Below are 16,920 nucleotides of genomic sequence, written 5' to 3'. Positions count from 1 at the left end.
CAATAAGAAAAATCCATGTTCCATACTGTGCGCCGTAAGCTCGGTCGGTCTGGAATCCTTGTCGGCAGATCCCCCTCTGGATGGAAAGGGCGGAAGGAGAAGGGCATGGTAGACATCGGCGAAACAAGCGGGCGGTGACGGCCGGGAAAGCCGATCAGGCAGAAGGAGTTTGACCCGGTGGCCGAAAGTACCCTTGGGGCACGGGTAGCGGAGTTGCGCCGGCGGCGGGGACTATCGCAGAAAGAGTTGGGAGCGGCGATTCGGCGCTCGGAAAGCTGGGTGTCGCAGGTCGAGCGAGACGTGCTGCCTGTTGAGCGACTGTCCGTTCTGCAAAGACTGGCGGACGTGCTCGGAGTGGCGGTACGCGATCTGCGTCCCGAAGCGGCCGAACCGATTGCCGCCGACCGCGGTGACGGGCATCGGCCCGGCTCGGCGGTGTTCGAGCAGCTGCGGCTGCTGCTCACCGGGCATCCCGCCCTGGAACAGCTCTTCGGAGACGAGGCCGATCGCAGTCTCGAGCTGAGCACTGCGGCCGCGAAACTGCCGGAGCTGCAACAGCGAGTGGACCTGGCCTGGCAGCTGGCGCACGAATCCCGGCTGGTCGAGGTGGGCAGCAGTCTGCTGGAACTGATTCCGGATCTCGAGCACGCCGCGCGGGCGGATGCCACGCGGCGGCCGGAGGTGCTGACCCTGCTCTCGCGCGCCTATCAGGTGGCCGCGACCGCGTTCACCCGCCAGGAAGAGGTCGACGCGGCGTGGGTCGCGGCCGATCGCGCACTGTCCGCGGCCGAGGAATCCGGTGACGCGCTGAGCGTGGTGGCCGGAACCTACCGCATGGCACAGGCTTTCCTGCGTCTGCAACGCCTGGAACAGGCCGAGCAGGCGGCGCGAGTGTCGGTGGCCGCGCTGGCCGCGCAGGTGGCGGCCGAGCAGCCACGGCCGGAAGTGCTGTCGCTCTACGGATCTCTGCAGCTCATGCTGGCGGTGATCGCGGCGACGGACGGGAATCGCACGGCCGCCCGCACCGGGCTGGCAGCGGCGCGCGCCGCCGCCGACCGGTTGGGCGAGGGCCGCAACGATTTCGACACCGAGTTCGGTCCGACCGGGGTCGCCGTGCACGCGGTGGCCGTGGCGGTCGAACTGGGCGACGCCGGCGAGGCGCTCGATACCGCGCGCACCGTCGACGCCTCGATCCTGTCTCCGGAGCGGCAGGCGCGCTTCCTGGTCGATGTGGCCCGCGCGCACGCGCAGCGGCGGCAGGCGAGCGAGGCATTGGAAGCGTTGCTCAATGCCGAGCGACTAACCCCCGAACTGGTGCACACCGATCATCGCGCCCGCGAAGTGGTGCGGGATCTGCTGCAGTTCGCCGGTCGCCGACCGGCCGACGAACTACGGGAGCTGGCGGGCCGCGCCGCGGTCACCCCCTGACCGAATCAGGGGTCGGCGGCCGGTCAGCGAATCCCGGTGTGCGCGAGCCGGGTCCGACGCATACCGCTCAGGCTGACCCGGAAAGTTGAAGCCGACGCCCAACAAGCGCCTCTCGGCGAGTGGTCGCTCGTAGCGACGAAGGGTGCGGCCCGGGGCTGTTCCGACGCCGGCAAGGGGGATCAACCCGGGGTCCGCCGGATCTATTCCGGGGCGGGCACTGTGATCTGGGCAACGGTCCGCGGAACGAGCAGGTGATGGCGCTGCTGCAGCGGTCTGCTGACTCCGCCCGCATTGTGGTCACATTCGCCGATGCTGGATATTTGCCATATCTGCGCGGCTGGACTGTATATACCTTTGTTTACTCACCGCCCGGCGGACTTTTCTTGACTAGTTCCAGAAAACTCGGCACGCTCGGAAACATGACCAAGGCGACCACCACCAATACCGGCGCCCCGGTGCCCAGCGACAACGAATCGCTCACCGCGGGCGCACAGGGCCCGATCCTGCTGCACGATCACTACCTGATCGAGAAGCTCGCCCACTTCAACCGGGAGCGGGTGCCCGAGCGCGTGGTGCACGCCAAGGGTTCGGGCGCGTTCGGCGAACTGGTGGTTACCGGTGATGTCAGCCGCTACACCAAGGCCGCACTGTTCCAGCCGGGCACCCGCACCGAGTCGCTGGTGCGTTTCTCCACCGTCGCCGGTGAGCAGGGCAGCCCCGACACCTGGCGCGACCCGCGCGGTTTCGCGGTGAAGTTCTACACCACCGAGGGCAACTACGACATCGTCGGCAACAACACCCCGGTGTTCTTCATCAAGGACCCGATCAAGTTCCCTGACTTCATCCACTCGCAGAAGCGCCTGCCCGGCTCCGGTCTGCGCGACGCGAACATGCAGTGGGACTTCTGGACCCTGCGTCCGGAGACCGCCCACCAGGTCACCTGGCTCATGGGCGACCGCGGCATCCCGGCCACCCTGCGCCACATGGACGGCTTCGGCTCGCACACCTACCAGTGGATCAACGAGGCCGGCGAGCGCTTCTGGGTGAAGTACCACTTCAAGACCGACCAGGGCATCAAGAACCTGACCCAGGCCGAGGCCGACGAGCTGGCCGGTAAGGACGCCGACTTCCACCGTCGCGACCTGTACCAGGCCATCGAGCGCGGCGACTTCCCGAGCTGGACCCTGAAGGTCCAGATCATGCCGGTCGCCGAGGCGGACAACTACCGCTTCAACCCGTTCGACCTGACCAAGGTCTGGTCGCAGCAGGACTACCCGCTCATCGAGGTCGGCCGCTGGACCCTGAACCGCAACCCCGCGAACTTCTTCGTGGACATCGAGCAGGCCGCCTTCGCGCCCTCGAATGTGGTTCCCGGCATTGCCTTCTCGCCCGACAAGATGCTGCTGGGCCGTGTCTTCGCCTACGCCGACGCGCACCGTTACCGCATCGGCGCGAACCACGAACAGCTGCCGCCGAACCGGGCCAAGGCAGCGCCGGTGAACTCCTACTCGCAGGACGGCGCCATGCGCTTCGCGCACAATGCCGCGAGCGTTCCGGTATACGCGCCCAACTCCTTCGGCGGCCCGCACGCCGATCCGGCGCGCGCCATCGACGACGGCGCCTGGGCGTTCGACCCGGCCATGGTCCGGGCCGGTTACCTCCAGCACCGCGAGGACAACGACTTCGCGCAGGCCGGCGCCCTGGTCCGCGAGGTCATGAACGACGCCGAGCGGGATCGCCTGGTGGGCAATGTCGTCGGCCATATCCTGGGCGGCGTGCGCGAGCCGATCCTGAGCCGGGTCTTCGACTACTGGAAGAGTGTCGACGCCGAGCTCGGCAAGCGCATCGAGATCGGGGTCCGCGAGCAGCTCTGACCCGACTCCAGGGACAGTCCGGGGCTTCCCCGGAACCCGCACGAGGCCCGCGCCGCGAATTGTGGCGCGGGCCTTCGTCATATCCGCGCAGCGGATAGCCGCGGTGTCCATAACGTGGCTATCTATGATGGTGGCTCGGTGGGCAAGCCCCGCGCGGCGACGAGGAGGTCCGATGCGAATCGGGGAGCTGAGCAAGGCCAGTGGCGTGTCCACCCCGACGATCAAGTACTACCTGCGGGAAGGTCTGCTGCCCAAGGGCGAGGCGACCGGCCACAATCAGGCGCAGTACGACGACGCGCATCTGCGCCGCCTGCGGCTGATCCGGGCGCTCATCGAGGTCGGCGGGCTCTCCATCGCCTCGGCGCGCGAGGTGATCGCGGCCCTGGACGATCCGGATCTCGGCACCCACAAGATCCTCGGCGTCGCCCAGCACACCGCCGCCCGCAGCATCGCCTTCTGCGACGAGGAATCGCGCACTGCCGCCCGCGCCGAGGTGACGGCCATGCTCGATCGCCTGGGCTGGCGCGTCGGCCGCGACAATCCGGCGGTGTCGGCCGCCGCCGAGGTGGTCGGCGCGCTGCGCCAGCTCGGCCACGGCGATATCGCGGACCGCCTCGACGACTACGCCCACGCCCTGGAGCCGATCGCCGAACTGGATATGGCCGTGCTGACCTCGCGCGGCGATATCGACAGCAGGGCCGAGACGGTCGTGGTCGGAAACGTGCTCGGTGACGAGCTCATCGCCGCGCTGCGGCATCTGGCGCAGACCGATCGCTCGGCCGAATTCTTCAGCGGCCGGCCAGCATCGAGTCGGTGAGCCGTTCGGCGAGCGCGTCGTCCAACGGCGCGTGGCCGAGGATGAAGCGGTACCAGAACACCCCGTAGAACTGGTCGACCAGCAGATCGAGATCGGCGCCGGCGGGCAGTTCGCCGCGTAGCCGCCCGCGTTCGAGCACGGCCCGCACCGCTGCCCGGCGCTGCGCGGTGAAGGTCCGCAACAGCTCCGCGAGATGCGGGTCGTGCGCCGCCTCGCGCACCAGCGTGCGCAGCGCGGGTGCGGTCGAACCGCGCTGTGCGCCACGGAAAGTCGCTTCCATGAGGGTGCGCAGGTCGGTGCGCAGCGAACCGCTGTCCGGCGGCGGCACCTCGAGCGCCGACCGTTCGGTGAGCGCGTCCAGCAGGACCGCGCCCTTGGACGGCCACCACCGGTACACGGTCTGCTTCCCGACGCCGGCCGCCCGCGCGATGGCGTCGATGGTGACCGGTGCGCCGTCGGATTCGCCGAGCAGCCGCAGCGAGGCATCGAGGATGGCCTGCCGGGTGGCCTCGTTGCGGCGTCGCCCGGTGTGCGGTCGCGCCGGATTGGGCTGTGCCGCCGTGCTTTCCATGATCGCCCTCCTGTGACGCACCTCACGGATTTGTCGAGACTAAAAGTCTCGCCAACAGTGTTGTCGAGACTGTCGGTTCCGTAAGAATAAGCGGACAGCGACAGAGAGGGTTTCCGACAATGACCACAACACCGCGCGTCGTCGTCATGGGTGGCAGCTCCGGCATCGGCGAGGCCACCGCCACCGCCTTCGCGGCCGACGGCGCCGAGGTCGTCATCACCGGCCGCGGCCGGGACAAACTCGACGCGGCCGTCGCGCGTATCGGCGGCAAGACCACCGGCTACGCCCTCGACGCCACCAGCCAGGCCGATATCGACGCCTTCTTCGCCCAGGCCGGGACCATCGACCACCTGGTCATCTCGGTGAGCGGCTCGGCCGGCAGCGGTCCCTTCGCCGACCTCGATCTGGACCAGTTGGCCGCCGGCTTCGACGGCAAGTTCTGGCCACAGGTGCGCATCCTGAAATCCGCACTCCCGCACCTGGATTCGCAGGGCTCGGTCACCCTGGTGACCGCGGGCTCGTCCCGCTCGGCCTTCGCCGGCACCGCGGGCCTGGCCGCCATCAACGGCGCGCTCGACGCCATGGTGCCGCCGCTCGCCGTCGAACTCGCCCCGCTGCGCATCAATGCCGTCTCCCCGGGCGTCATCGACACCCCGTGGTGGGACCGGGTTCCCGAGGCGCAGCGCACCGCTCTGTTCGACGGCCTGGTGGCGACCACCCCGGTCGGCCGCGTCGGCCGACCCGAGGACATCGCCCGCGCCATCCACATGCTGGCCACCAACGGATTCATCACCGGCGTCGTGCTCGACGCCAATGGCGGCACCAGTCTGGCGACGGGTCGCTGACCGGCCAGTAGTTTGGTCGGCATGCTCGAAAGCTCCGCCGCCGTACCGGAAACCACCACACCGCGCCGGGTCACCTGGTTCGAATGCTTCGGGGATCTGGTGTTCGCGGCGGCGGTCGGCCAGATCACGCATCGGGTGGGCGCGCACCCCGATGCCGGATCGGTGGCCGCGGCGGCCGGACTGTTCGTGCCGCTGTGGTGGGCCTGGGTCCTGTACGCGGTGCACGCCAATCGGGCCGATCGGGATACCGCGGCCCACCGCCTGCTCACCAGTTTCGGGCTGACCGGCATTGTGGGCATGGCGGTGTTCGCGGGCGCGGTCGGCCAGAGCCGGGGCGTGGACGCGGGATTCGTCCTCGCGTACCTGGTGGCCCGGGCCGGTGTCGCCCTGCTGTACGCCTGGGATTCCCGGCAGAATCCGGCACTGCGGGCCGTATTCCGTTCGTTCACACTGGGTTCGGCCGTGAGCGCGGTGGGCTGGCTCGGCGGCCTCGCGTGCGATGCCGGCCCGCTGCGCTACGGCGCCTGGACGCTGGCCATGCTCATGGAGCTGGCCCTGCCGCTGGTGGTGACCCGGTGGCTGGCCGGCGTCGAGCAGGAGACCGGCCATCTGCGAGAACGCTTCGGGCTCTTCACCATTGTGATCCTGGGCGAATCCGTGCTGGGCTTCACCAATGGCCTCGCGGCGGTACACACCGCCGGCTGGGCGGCGGTGACCGCGGCCGCCGCCTTCGCGCTCACCGTGGGCCTGTGGTGGTCCTACTTCAATGGCAGCGGGATGCGCCCGGGGTCGCACACCGAGCTGGCGCGCACCGGAAAACTGCTGCACCTCTACACCTTCGGGCACCTGCCGCTGCTGCTCGGTCTGGCCCTGGCCGGTGCGTCGATGGGCATCACGGTGACCGGCGGCAGCGCGCAGTCGAATGCCACCGCCGCGGACTGTGTCGTCGGCGGCGTGATCGTGTACCTGGTCTCGGTAGCGCTGACCCGGGCCGCCTTCACCGGAATTCGCGAGAGCGTCGTGGTGATCCGTGTGCTCACCGCCGTGCTGGTGGCGGGGCTGCTGCCGATCGCGACCCACATTCCGGTGGCGGGATTGCTCAGCGTGCTGGCCGGATTGGTGATCGGCTCGGTGGTGGTGGAGACTCCGGCCCAGCGCCGTCGGCTGGCGACGTTGGGCTGAATCACCGGCCGCCGCAGGTCACTTGGCGCGGTCGCGCCGAAACTCCAGTCCGTCCAGGATGAGTCCGAGCTCGGAGTCGAAGAAGTCGTTCCTGGCCTGCGTGGGGTCGAGTTCGCGGTAGACGCTGTACCGTTTGGCGACGTGGGGGTAACCGCGTACCGCCTGTTCGGACACGGCCATCATCTTGGCGAACCATTCCTGTTCACTGAGCCCGCTGCGGGAGACGCTGGTGAGCATGGCGGTTTCGGTGCCGGCGGAGCCGAGGACGAAGGCCCAGAAGGCATTCGAGGCCCGGTCCGCCTCCCCGTCGTCGAAGCCGGCCGCTTCGAGGGTCGCGAGCATGGCGTTCGACAGGCGCATGAGATTGGGGCCGAGGTAGGCGAGTCCGGCTCCGGTGATGGCGGTGCTCATCCAGGGGTGGCGCAGGACGGTGTCGCGCACATCGCGACCCAGCGCGAGTAGATCGGCGCGCCAGTTCTCCGATGCGATGGTGGCGGGCTCGTGGACCTCGCCGAACGCCTCGTCGATCACCAGTTCCAGGATCTCGTCCTTGTTCGTGACATGCGTGTAGAGCGAGGTGGCTCCGGCATTGAGGCGGGAACCGAGCTTGCGCATGCTGAGCGCGTCATAGCCCTCGGTATCGAGCAGCGCGAGGGCTTCGGACACGATCTGTTCCCGGCTCAGTGCGGGCTGATCTCGCCGCTGTCGCTGCGGGCGGGTCCACACCGACGAGAACTCCTGTGCCTTGGCCGCCATGGCTCTTCCTCCTTCGTCTGCGGAACAGCATAACCCCAGCTAGAACGCCGTTCGTTCGGCCGTACACCGTTCTGTATTGCGAACAGTGTACGTAGACCGTACAGTGTTCGACAACGCCGCACAGTGTGCGGAAGAGCTTCTCGAAGGGGAACCGAAATGACTGCGAACGAACTGACCGAGGCGCTGACATCGCCTGCGGCCCAGCGCAATCCGAAGCGCTGGCTGATCCTGGTCGTGCTCTGCCTGGCCACGCTCGTGCTGGTGATCGACAATATGGTCCTCACCGTGGCGCTGCCGGAGATCGCGATCGACCTGCATGCCGGGTCCCAGGCCCTGCAGTGGGTGATCGACTCCTACATCCTGGTCTTCGCGGGCCTGCTGCTCACCACCGGCAGCCTGTCGGACCGCTTCGGCCGCAGGCTGGTGATGGTGCTCGGGCTGGCACTCTTCGGCGCGGCCTCCCTCATCGCGGCCTACGCGACCAGCGCGGGGATGCTCATCTCCGGCCGCGTGATCATGGCGGTCGGCGGCGCGCTCATCATGCCGAGCACGTTGTCGATCCTGATCACCGTGTTCGACGAGGACGAGCGGCCCAGGGCGATCGCCGCCTGGACCGGTGTGTCCGTGCTCGGCATGGTCGGCGGCCCAGTGCTGGGCGGCGTGCTGCTGAACCACTTCTGGTGGGGTTCGGTCTTCCTGCTGAACGTGCCGATCGCGGCACTGGCCATCACGGCCGCCTTCGCCCTGATGCCGGAATCCAAGGGCCCCGCCCGTCCGATCGATCTGCCGGGCATGGTGCTCTCGATCGTCGGCATGGTGTCGCTGGTGTGGTCCATCATCGAGTTCCCGGCCAAGGGCCTGCACGGCACCTGGGCGACGCTCGTGCTGGCGGTTGCGGTGCTGGTGGCCTTCGTGATTCGTGAACTGACGGCTGAGCACCCGATGGTTCCGCTGCAGCTGTTCCGCAACCGGGTCTTCACCGGATCCAGCTTCTCGCTGGTGCTGGCCACCTTCGCCAATGCCGGCCTGACCCTGGTGCTGACCCAGTACCTGCAGTTCGTGCTCGGCTACTCGCCCATCAAGACGGCCCTCGCCTTCACGCCGTTCGCGCTGACCGCGCTGGTGTTCAACGGTCTGGGCGCCGCGCTGGTGCAGAAGCTGGGTGTGCGTCCCGTCGCCCTGGTCGGCATGCTGGTGCTGGCGGGCGGCTTCGGCGCCCTGGCCGCGCTGAGCTCCGACTCCGGCTTCTGGCTGCCGGCCCTGGCGATGTCGCTGGTCGGCGCCGGTGCGGGCCTGGCCATGCCGGCCGCCGTCGGTGCGCTGATGGGTGCGATTCCGCCGGAGCAGGCGGGTGTGGGTTCGGCGCTGAACGACACCATTCAGCAGACCGGTGGTGCGCTCGGTGTCGCGGTGCTCGGCGCGGTGCTGGCCGGTACCTACACCGACGCCATGCCCGCCGACGCGCCGGCGGCGGCCCGGGAGGGCATCGCCGGAGCCTTCGCCACCGGTGACGGCAGCCTGGTGTCCGCGGCCCGCGATGCCTTCACCGACGCCATGTCGAACACCTTCCTGGCCGGTGGGGCGGCGGTGCTGGCTGCCACCGTGATCGCATTCTTCCTCATGAAGGGCGCGAAGCCGGCTGCGCCGGAAGCGGTCCCGGCCGAGGCCGACCTGGTCGAAGCCCGCTAGTCCCGGCACCCGCGAACGACTCCGCCCCCGGCGGCACGCCGGGGGCGGAGTCGTTGCCGCGGCAGGGAGTCACTGCCGCGGCAGCGCGGCGCCGGCAGGTGTCAGTCGAGTAATTGCTCGATGCGGGCAGTGCAGAAGCCGGTGATGTTCATCTCCGGCGGGAGCTGTACGCGGTGGGTCATGCGCAGCAGGGGAATCGACAGCAGGGCGGCCGAGAAGACCTCGTGGAATTCGAGGTTGCGGACCTCATGACCGGTCCGCTTCTCGTAGTAGGCGATGGTCTCGGCGCGGGTCGGTGTGCCCGGCAGCGGGGGATGGCCCTCGTACTCGCTGCACGCCCAGTCCAGGAACAGCAGCCAGGCCAGATCCGACTCCGGCGCGCCGAGGTGGGCGATCTCCCAGTCGAGCACACCGCGGACCCGGAAGTCGTTGCCGTACAGGATGTTCGACATCCGGGCGTCACCCCAGCAGAGGCACGGCTGCTCGGGTTCGCAGAGGTTGTCGCGCAGATACGCCACCGCCCGCCGGTAGGTCTCCGGCGGCGTTCCCTCGCAAGCCCACTTCAGCGCGGCGTCCAGATAGTTCACCCCCTGCTCGACGACCCCGGCGCCATGCTCGGGAAACGCGAGGAAGTCCAATCGCAGTGCCCGCCAATCCAACTGGTTGACCTCGGCGATGGTGTCCACGCATCCCCACCACATGCGAGCCCGCTGCTCGGGCGTGGCCTCGAAGTAGTTCCCGGCCGCGTGGTACGACGGATAGTCGCTCGGCGCCCGGCCTTCCAGCCGGTTCATCACGAAATACGGGCTGCCGAGCGGATTGTCGCCCCGCTCCAGCCAGGCCACGGCCGGCACCGGCAGCCCGGTGTCCGCCAGCCGGCGCATCACCAGCACCTGCCGCAGCAGGTCGTAGTCCGGGAACAGCGACAGGTCCGGTGGTCGTCGCAGGACCAGGGGAGTGCGGCCGGAATCGTCCTCGACCTCGAAAAGATAGGTTTCGGTGGCGAATCCGCGTTCGGTGCGCGCGAGCTCGAGCACGCGCGCGTTCCCCGCGGGCGAAAGATGCTCGCGTACCGCCGGTTCCAGTGCCGTCGCCAGCTGCTCGGCCGGAATTCGGGTGGTGCTCACGGTCAGTACCCCTCGTACCCGTACCGCGCATTGCGGCCCATGAACACCATTTCGACCAGCCCGTATCCGACCTTGCCGGCGGTCTCGATGCGGCAGAAGGTCTCGCTGAGCATGCTGACCTGCCGCAGATCCGCGGTGTCGGTGAGGTCGGCGGTGAAGCCGTCGCTCCAGTCCGCACCCTTCCACAGTCCGGAGGCGTAGCCGTGGTAGTGGTCGTATCCCGCGAGGCCGGGCCAGAAGCCGGAGACCGGCGTGATGGTGAATTCACGGTCGCGGCCGTCGGCGCCGCGCGCGGTGAAGCTGCCGCCGCTGACGATGCGGAAGTCGTCGCGGAAGGTCAGCGCGTGGTCGGTGGTGACGATCGGGACCGGCTGCGCGGCGGAGCCGATCGGGGCCAGCACGGTGCCCTCGAAGTGCCAGCGCTGCCCGTCGGCGGTCTCGCGCTGCGCGAAATGCACCAGTTCGTCCTCGAATTGGAAGATGCCCATGTAGTAGAGGACGCCGTCGGGGATGTCGCCCGGCTGCAGGCCCTCGCCCTCGCCGAGGCTGCCGCCGCCCCCGCCGTGGCGGGTGCCCCAGGAGTGGTCGCGCCCGAACCACCAGGTCTCCGGATCGATCTCGAAGCGGCTGCCCGCCACCTCGATCCACCCGGAGATGCGCCCGTTCTGGTAGTAGCGCCGGGCGTCCTCGCGCACCCGGCCGCGGCTGCGGAAGAAGGCGGGTTCCTGTTCGTACGCCGGGAACTGCCCCTCGAAGTCGAGTTGCAGCCGCACCCCGTGCTCGTTGTCGCCGAGGGTGGCGCGCACCTTGCGCAGCGGTTCGACGATCTCGTACTTGTACGGGCCGACCTGCCAGTCGGCGAGGCCGTCGTAGCGGTCGCCGATCTCGCGCGAGAGCCGGACCACGTGGGCGGTCTTGTCGCCGATCGTGATCATGGCGTAGGCGTCGAGCACATTGCGGTTGGGGTAGCGCGCCATGCCGGTCATCACGCTGATCTCGCCGGTGGTGTCGAAGCCGTACAGGACGACACGTTCGGTCCAGCGCAGATCGCTCTGCTGGACGTGGTCGAAGGTGGTGGGGAGCTGGTGGGCGAGCAGTTCGTCCTGGGGCGTCAGCATGGGTGCCTCCTGAATTAGAATACGGGTCATACCGTATTTCAAATCGGACGACGATGTAACCTGTTTCAGAATTTGCCACCGACCCGAGCGAGAGGGGAGCCCCGTGACCGCAGCCACCGGGACCACCCGCCCCGGCCCCGGCCGACCCCGTGACCCGCAACTGGACGCCCTGGTGCTCACCGCGACCCAGGAACTCCTGGTCCGCGACGGCTACCAGGCCACCACCATCGCGGCCGTGGCCCGGCGTGCCGGAGTCGTCACGACCTCGATCTACCGCCGCTGGCCCGGCAAGCGTGCCCTGGTGGAGGATGCGATCTTCGCCCTGGACACCGAGAATCACCCGGTTCCCAGCGGCGACCTGCGTGCCGACCTACTGGCCTGGACGCGCCTGTTCCTCAATGCCGCCGCGCACCCGGCGGCCCGCTCGGCCATCCCCGGCCTGCTCTCGGAGTATCACGACGATCGGGAGAGCTACCGCCGCCTGCTCGACGGCGGCGAGCGGCCGACGATTCAGGCCCTGCGCGAGCTGCTCATGGCCGCTGCCGAATCGGGTCAGGCGGCCGGCGCCTGCGACGTCGAGGCGATCTTCGAATTCCTGCGGGGTGCGACCCTGATGCGCGCGCTCACGCACGGCACCGAGGATGCCGACCACTTCAGCCGCCGCATCGCGGACGCGCTGCATGCGGTCGCGCAAACTCCCACGTCAGAGTAGGCCCCACCAGTAGATCAGGCAGGCCAGTACGAAGACGACCACGGTTTCCATCGGCAATCCCAATCTTCTTGGCGCACTTACCTACATGATGCCGTGTGCCGGGTGGACTAGGCCACAAATCGGACGAACAAGATCGCTAACCGTTAGCCTGCCACACAAAGAACCCGCCCAGTCCGACACCCCTCGTGGTCGGACTCGGCGGGTTCTGCGCTGGCCTACCACCCCCTTCGCGGTAGGCCATGTCCCCAATTGAGTACCGGTTGGTTGGTTTGCTGTGGCCGACCCGCCACCCCTCGTAGACGGGTCGGCCCCAGCGTTCCCACCCCCGGATGGTGGCTCGTTGGGTCCGCCGGTGCGTTCCGGCGTTGACACAAACGATGCCCAGCCGCGCTTGGCACGGCCTTAACAAGATCTTGTAATTGCGAAAATGCCTGCTGATGGGCAGTTTTCGTGGAAAGTGGACCTTCAGGAGTGCAGCGCGGTCACCAGGTCGGCGATGGCGGCATCGGTGGCCCGATAGCCCGGGAAATAGCAGCAGACGCGAGCGGCGCTGTCGCCGAAGCGGGTACGGATCAGCTGCGCGCATTCGACCGGTGTGCCGCTGACGGTGAGCGCGTCCACCATCGGGTCCTCGATGAGCCCGGCCATCTCCCGCCACCGCCCCTGCTTCGAGAGCAGGTTCAGCTCGGGTTGCAGCTCCGCCCAGCCCTCCACCTCCAGGACCGGACGGTAGGCGGGCGTGGAACCGTAGAACGCCAGCAGGTTTCGCACCGCCCGGCGCGCCTCGAGCAGTTCTTGCTCCGAATCACCCATGGCCACAATGGCTTCCACGATGATCTCGAAGGGCCGGGTCGAGTCACCGCGCCCCTGCGCGACCGCGGCGAGGGTTCGCTCCCGGAAGTGCCGCTCGGTATTGAACGGCATCACCAGCAGTCCGTCGGCCACCTCGGCCGCCATGGTGGTCATGCGCGACCCCAGTGCGCCGACCAGAACCGGTGGCGCCCCATGGGGATTCGGCCCCGGATCGAACTGCGGGGTCATGAGCGTGTGCTGCCAGAACCGGCCGCGGTAGTCCAGCCGCTCCCCGTCCTGCCAGGCCCGCAGGATCGCCTGCACCGCCAGCACGGTGTCGCGCATTCGCTCCACCGGCTCCGACCAGGTGCTGCCGTAGCGCCGCTCGATATGGGTCCGGATCTGACTGCCGAGCCCGAGCCGGAACCGCCCGCCCGACAACGACTGCAGATCCCATGCGGTGTGCGCCAGATGCATCGGGCTGCGCGGGAACGCCATGGCCACATTGGTCATGATGTCGACCCCGGACGTGGCGGCCAGTGTCAAGGGTAGGAACACGTCGTGCGCGCCCTCGAAGGTGAACACCCCGTCCACGCCGAGCTCGCGCAATCGCGCTGCGCGGGAAGCCGATTCGGCCAGTGGCGCGTTCAGCCAGATATCGACGGGCAGGGACACCGTGACTCCTCCTGATACGAGAAAACAACAGCCCCGGGCCGAGAGGTAGTAGGCCCGGGGCTGTTTCGGGTCAGCGGTGGTCGTGATCCGCCGACCCGCGCGGGGGAGCCGCCAGGGAAGTAGCAGCACTCCTCCGCGGGCTCGTGGTCAGCCGATGAATTCGGCCGCCTTCTCGCCGATCATGTAGCTCGGCGCATTGGTGTTGCCGCCGGTGATGCTCGGCATGATCGAGGCGTCGGCCACGCGCAGGCCCTCGATGCCGTGCACCTTCAGCGTCGGGTCGACGACCGCGCGCTCGTCCACACCCATGCGGCAGGTGCCGACCGGGTGGTAGATGGAGTGCACGCGGTTGGGCAGCTCGCGGCGCAGCGCGGTCTCGTCCGCCCACTCCTGGCCCGGGAAGAAGTTCTCGGTGATGTCGCCCGCGATGCTCTTGTGCGACATGACCTCCCGGATCATCTTGATGCCCTCGATCAGGAACTCGGTGTCCCACGGGTCGGTCAGGTAGCCCGGGTCGATGAGCGGCGAGGCGAACGGGTCGGCGGAGGCCAGCTTCAGTTCGCCGCGGCTCTTCGGGTAGATGAGGCTGGGCATGACGGTGAGCGCCGGGCGGCGGTCCACCAGGTGCAGCTTGTCGGCGTCCTGGTTGGGCGTCGGGTAGCTCCACGGCAGGGTGTGGATCTGCATGTCCGGGTGGTCGCCCTCGGCGAACTTGGTCTTGACGAAGCCGGCGGCCTCGAAGACCGTGCGGCCCATGAAGGAGCTGCCCGGGTTGCGCATCTCCTTGAGGATGCCGCGCGCGAAGTAGGTGGGGATGCCGCGGTGGATGGCCTTCTTGGACACGAAGGTCATCGGCACGAACAGGTGGTCGTGCAGGTTCTGGCCGACGGGCAGATCGGCGACCACCTCGATGCCGAGGTCGCGCAGGTGCCCGGCCGGGCCGATGCCCGAGAGCATGAGCAGCTGCGGCGATCCGACGACACCGCCGGAGACGATGACCTCCTTGGCGGCGCGCACGATGCGGCGCGAGCCGTTCTTCTCGGCGATCTCGACGCCGGTGGCGCGGCCGTTCTCGATCACCACGCGGGTGGCCTGCGCGTGGGTGAGCACGGTCAGGTTCGAGTTCGGCATGTTGGTGATGAAGCCGCGCGAAGAACTGTAGCGCACACCGTCTTTCACGCTCTGCTGGAAGATCGAGAGGCCTTCCTGCGACGCCCCGTTGTAGTCCTTGATGATCGGCGCGCCGAGGGTCTCGGACGCGGCGGTCATGAACTCCTCGGAGATCGGGGTGATCTCGCGGGGGCGGGTGACCTCGATCGGGCCGCCGGTGGCGCGGTAGTCGTCCGCGCCGTCGACCCAGTTCTCGAGGCGCTTGTAGGCGGGCAGGACCTCGTCGTAGCTCCAGCCGGTGTTGCCCTCGGCGGCCCAGGAGTCGAAGTTGGCGCGGTTGCCGCGCACGTAGAGCATGCCGTTGATGGAGCTGGAGCCGCCCAGCACCTTGCCGCGGGTCATCGGGATCAGCCGGTCGTTGGCGTGCTTCTGCGGGACCGAGTACTGCTTCCACGCCACCAGCTTCTTCAGCTGCGGAACCGTGTGGACCATCGAGATCATGCCGGGGCGGGTGACCAGCTGGGTGTTGTCCTTGCGCCCGGCCTCCAACAGGATCACGCTCGCGCCACGCTGAGCGAGCCGTCCGGCCAATACTGCGCCGGCGCTGCCCGCGCCAACGACGACGTAATCGGCTTCGGACGTGGAGCCCGGGGAAGCGGTCATATCAGTTACCTCATCTTCGAGTGTGCCTGGCATCACTGTAGAACAAGTTCTAGTCTGCCGACACAGTGGACATGATGTCCAGTCACAAGATCGACTTCAAGGCCGGTTGAGCGATCTTGCAGGCGCGTCGGGTCCTCGTTGAACATGTTGCAGATTCACTGCTGCGGGGTAACGGCCCCGCAGGGCGTGCGGGAACCGGGGGATCGGAGGCCGGAAACGCTGCCCAGCCGCAGGTCGGCATGGTTCAATTTCTGTGAAACACGTTCCAATTTCGTGATCATAGCGGCACCTTGCCCGAGGAGGAACAGTGTCTGTTCCGTCATTACCGGCCGGCTTCGATTTCACCGATCCCGCGCTCTGGGCCGACCACAGCCCCGCCGAGGAGTTCGCACTGCTGCGCCGCACCGCGCCGGTCTGGTGGAATGCCCAGACTCCCGAGCAGGCCGCACCCATGGACGACGACGGTTACTGGGTGATCACCCGCCACGAGGATGTCAAGGAGATCTCCCGCAGACCGGAACTCTGGTCCTCGAATCGCAAGGGCTCCATCATCAAGATGCCCGCCGACTCCGAACCCGAACAGCTCGAACTCGGGCGCGAGGCGCTGCTGGTGAATATGGATCCGCCCAAGCACACCAAGATCCGGCGCATCGTCTCCAAGGGATTCACCCCGCGCGCCATCGAGGGATTGCGGGCCGCGCTCACCGAACGCGCGGCAAAGATCGTGCGGGAGGCGAAGGCGAGTGGCGGCGGCGATTTCGTCCAGCAGGTCGCGTGCGAGCTGCCGCTGCAGGCCATCGCGGAACTGCTCGGCGTGCCGCAGGACGACCGCCACAAGCTGTTCACCTGGTCCAATCAGCTGCTCAACTACGACGATCCGGAATTCGCGGGCAGCAATATGACCGCCAATGCCGAACTGCTCGGCTACGCCTACAACATGGCCGAACAGCGCCGGGCCCGCCCGGTCGGCGATATCGTCTCCCAGCTGGTGACCGCCGATGTGGACGGTGAGGCCCTGGGTTCGGACGAGTTCGGTTTCTTCGTCATCCTGCTGTCGGTGGCGGGCAACGAAACCACCCGCAATGCCATCGCGCACGGCATGAAAGCCTTTGTGGATCACCCCGATCAGTGGGCGCTGTACAAGGAGCGCCGGCCGCGCACCGCACCCGATGAAATCGTGCGCTGGGCGACGCCGGTCTCGGCCTTCCAGCGGACCGCCGTGCGCGACACCGAAATCGGCGGGCAGAAAGTTCTGGAGGGGCAGCGGGTGGGGCTGTTCTACAGCTCCGCCAACTTCGACGAGGAGGTCTTCGACCACCCCTTCGAATTCGATGTGGAGCGCGATCCCAATCCGCACGTCGGATTCGGCGGGACCGGAAACCACTTCTGCGTGGGCGCGAATCTGGCGCGGCTGGAGATCGACCTGATGTTCAATGCCATTGCCGACGCCATGCCGGAAATCACCGAGGTCGCGGCGCCGCAACGGCTGCGGTCGGGCTGGATCAACGGGATCAAACACTGGCAGGTGAGCTACTCCTGAACCGGTGACCTCATCGAACTC

14 protein-coding genes are annotated in these 16,920 nt (G+C 68.0%); 8 read left to right on the top strand and 6 right to left on the bottom strand.

All coding sequences use genetic code 11. From position 1 onward, the window contains the following. Window positions 1-177: 177 nt before the first annotated feature. The 3 genes from ACWEQQ_RS00785 (at window position 178) to ACWEQQ_RS00775 (ending at window position 4,119) form a co-directional block, all read left to right on the top strand. A complete protein-coding gene (locus ACWEQQ_RS00785) occupies window positions 178-1,428 on the top strand; it encodes a helix-turn-helix domain-containing protein (protein ID WP_379393336.1) in 1,251 nt (416 codons plus the stop codon). Between the two features lie 419 nt (window positions 1,429-1,847). Continuing rightward, window positions 1,848-3,302, top strand: coding sequence for a catalase (locus tag ACWEQQ_RS00780; protein WP_452346689.1), 1,455 nt, complete (start codon window positions 1,848-1,850; stop codon window positions 3,300-3,302). Window positions 3,303-3,474: 172 nt separating this feature from the next. Beyond that, entirely contained in the window at window positions 3,475-4,119 is a 645-nt protein-coding gene (locus ACWEQQ_RS00775) for a MerR family transcriptional regulator (protein WP_452339750.1), read from the top strand. Here ACWEQQ_RS00775 and ACWEQQ_RS00770 read toward each other — a convergent pair. Continuing rightward, window positions 4,091-4,690, bottom strand: coding sequence for a TetR/AcrR family transcriptional regulator (locus ACWEQQ_RS00770; RefSeq protein WP_452346688.1), 600 nt, complete (start codon window positions 4,688-4,690; stop codon window positions 4,091-4,093). The genes ACWEQQ_RS00775 and ACWEQQ_RS00770 overlap by 29 nt on opposite strands. 119 nt (window positions 4,691-4,809) lie before the next feature. Here ACWEQQ_RS00770 and ACWEQQ_RS00765 point away from each other — a divergent pair, with 119 nt between their 5' ends. Beyond that, a complete protein-coding gene (locus ACWEQQ_RS00765; protein ID WP_452346687.1) occupies window positions 4,810-5,535 on the top strand; it encodes an SDR family oxidoreductase in 726 nt (241 codons plus the stop codon). A gap of 21 nt (window positions 5,536-5,556) precedes the next feature. Next, window positions 5,557-6,717 carry a low temperature requirement protein A gene (locus tag ACWEQQ_RS00760; protein WP_452346686.1) on the top strand — a complete coding sequence of 387 codons (1,161 nt, stop codon included), beginning with the start codon at window positions 5,557-5,559 and terminating at the stop codon, window positions 6,715-6,717. Between the two features lie 18 nt (window positions 6,718-6,735). Here the strand turns inward: ACWEQQ_RS00760 and ACWEQQ_RS00755 are convergent, their stop codons facing one another. Next, window positions 6,736-7,473 (bottom strand): TetR/AcrR family transcriptional regulator, encoded by a 738-nt coding sequence (locus ACWEQQ_RS00755; RefSeq protein WP_452339746.1) that lies wholly within the window; start codon window positions 7,471-7,473, stop codon window positions 6,736-6,738. A 156-nt stretch (window positions 7,474-7,629) separates the two neighbouring features. Between ACWEQQ_RS00755 and ACWEQQ_RS00750 the strand changes: the two genes are divergently transcribed. Then, complete coding sequence (locus ACWEQQ_RS00750; protein WP_452346685.1) at window positions 7,630-9,162, top strand: MFS transporter; 1,533 nt, start codon at window positions 7,630-7,632, stop codon at window positions 9,160-9,162. 101 nt (window positions 9,163-9,263) lie between these two features. On the opposite strand, the gene ACWEQQ_RS00745 is transcribed toward ACWEQQ_RS00750, so the two are convergent. Beyond that, window positions 9,264-10,289, bottom strand: a complete 1,026-nt coding sequence (locus tag ACWEQQ_RS00745; RefSeq protein ID WP_452346684.1) for a phosphotransferase family protein — start codon at window positions 10,287-10,289, stop codon at window positions 9,264-9,266. Between the two features lie 2 nt (window positions 10,290-10,291). Next, window positions 10,292-11,407 (bottom strand): hypothetical protein, encoded by a 1,116-nt coding sequence (locus ACWEQQ_RS00740; RefSeq protein ID WP_452346683.1) that lies wholly within the window; start codon window positions 11,405-11,407, stop codon window positions 10,292-10,294. A gap of 103 nt (window positions 11,408-11,510) precedes the next feature. Here ACWEQQ_RS00740 and ACWEQQ_RS00735 point away from each other — a divergent pair, with 103 nt between their 5' ends. Beyond that, entirely contained in the window at window positions 11,511-12,119 is a 609-nt protein-coding gene (locus tag ACWEQQ_RS00735; RefSeq protein ID WP_354838960.1) for a TetR/AcrR family transcriptional regulator, read from the top strand. Between the two features lie 465 nt (window positions 12,120-12,584). Here ACWEQQ_RS00735 and ACWEQQ_RS00730 read toward each other — a convergent pair whose 3' ends face one another. Further along, complete coding sequence (locus tag ACWEQQ_RS00730; RefSeq protein ID WP_452346864.1) at window positions 12,585-13,580, bottom strand: TIGR03617 family F420-dependent LLM class oxidoreductase; 996 nt, start codon at window positions 13,578-13,580, stop codon at window positions 12,585-12,587. Window positions 13,581-13,733: 153 nt separating this feature from the next. Then, window positions 13,734-15,359, bottom strand: a complete 1,626-nt coding sequence (locus ACWEQQ_RS00725) for a GMC family oxidoreductase (RefSeq protein ID WP_452339742.1) — start codon at window positions 15,357-15,359, stop codon at window positions 13,734-13,736. Between the two features lie 307 nt (window positions 15,360-15,666). Between ACWEQQ_RS00725 and ACWEQQ_RS00720 the strand changes: the two genes are divergently transcribed. Next, window positions 15,667-16,899, top strand: coding sequence for a cytochrome P450 (locus ACWEQQ_RS00720; RefSeq protein WP_452339741.1), 1,233 nt, complete (start codon window positions 15,667-15,669; stop codon window positions 16,897-16,899). Window positions 16,900-16,920: the final 21 nt, after the last annotated feature.

Source organism: Nocardia sp. NPDC004123, from assembly GCF_053603795.1.
The sequence above is the reverse complement of the archived record's forward strand: the minus strand, read 5'-3'. Positions and strand labels throughout refer to the sequence as shown.

Excerpts from the sequence above, each read along its gene's own strand:
- ACWEQQ_RS00760 (WP_452346686.1), top strand. The coding sequence starts at position 5,557 with ATGCTCGAAAGCTCCGCCGCCGTACCGGAAACCACCACACCGCGCCGG.
- ACWEQQ_RS00750 (WP_452346685.1), top strand. The coding sequence starts at position 7,630 with ATGACTGCGAACGAACTGACCGAGGCGCTGACATCGCCTGCGGCCCAG.
- ACWEQQ_RS00780 (WP_452346689.1), top strand. The coding sequence starts at position 1,848 with ATGACCAAGGCGACCACCACCAATACCGGCGCCCCGGTGCCCAGCGAC.
- ACWEQQ_RS00755 (WP_452339746.1), bottom strand. The coding sequence starts at position 7,473 with ATGGCGGCCAAGGCACAGGAGTTCTCGTCGGTGTGGACCCGCCCGCAG.
- ACWEQQ_RS00740 (WP_452346683.1), bottom strand. The coding sequence starts at position 11,407 with ATGCTGACGCCCCAGGACGAACTGCTCGCCCACCAGCTCCCCACCACC.
- ACWEQQ_RS00765 (WP_452346687.1), top strand. The coding sequence starts at position 4,810 with ATGACCACAACACCGCGCGTCGTCGTCATGGGTGGCAGCTCCGGCATC.
- ACWEQQ_RS00725 (WP_452339742.1), bottom strand. The coding sequence starts at position 15,359 with ATGACCGCTTCCCCGGGCTCCACGTCCGAAGCCGATTACGTCGTCGTT.
- ACWEQQ_RS00775 (WP_452339750.1), top strand. The coding sequence starts at position 3,475 with ATGCGAATCGGGGAGCTGAGCAAGGCCAGTGGCGTGTCCACCCCGACG.
- ACWEQQ_RS00770 (WP_452346688.1), bottom strand. The coding sequence starts at position 4,690 with ATGGAAAGCACGGCGGCACAGCCCAATCCGGCGCGACCGCACACCGGG.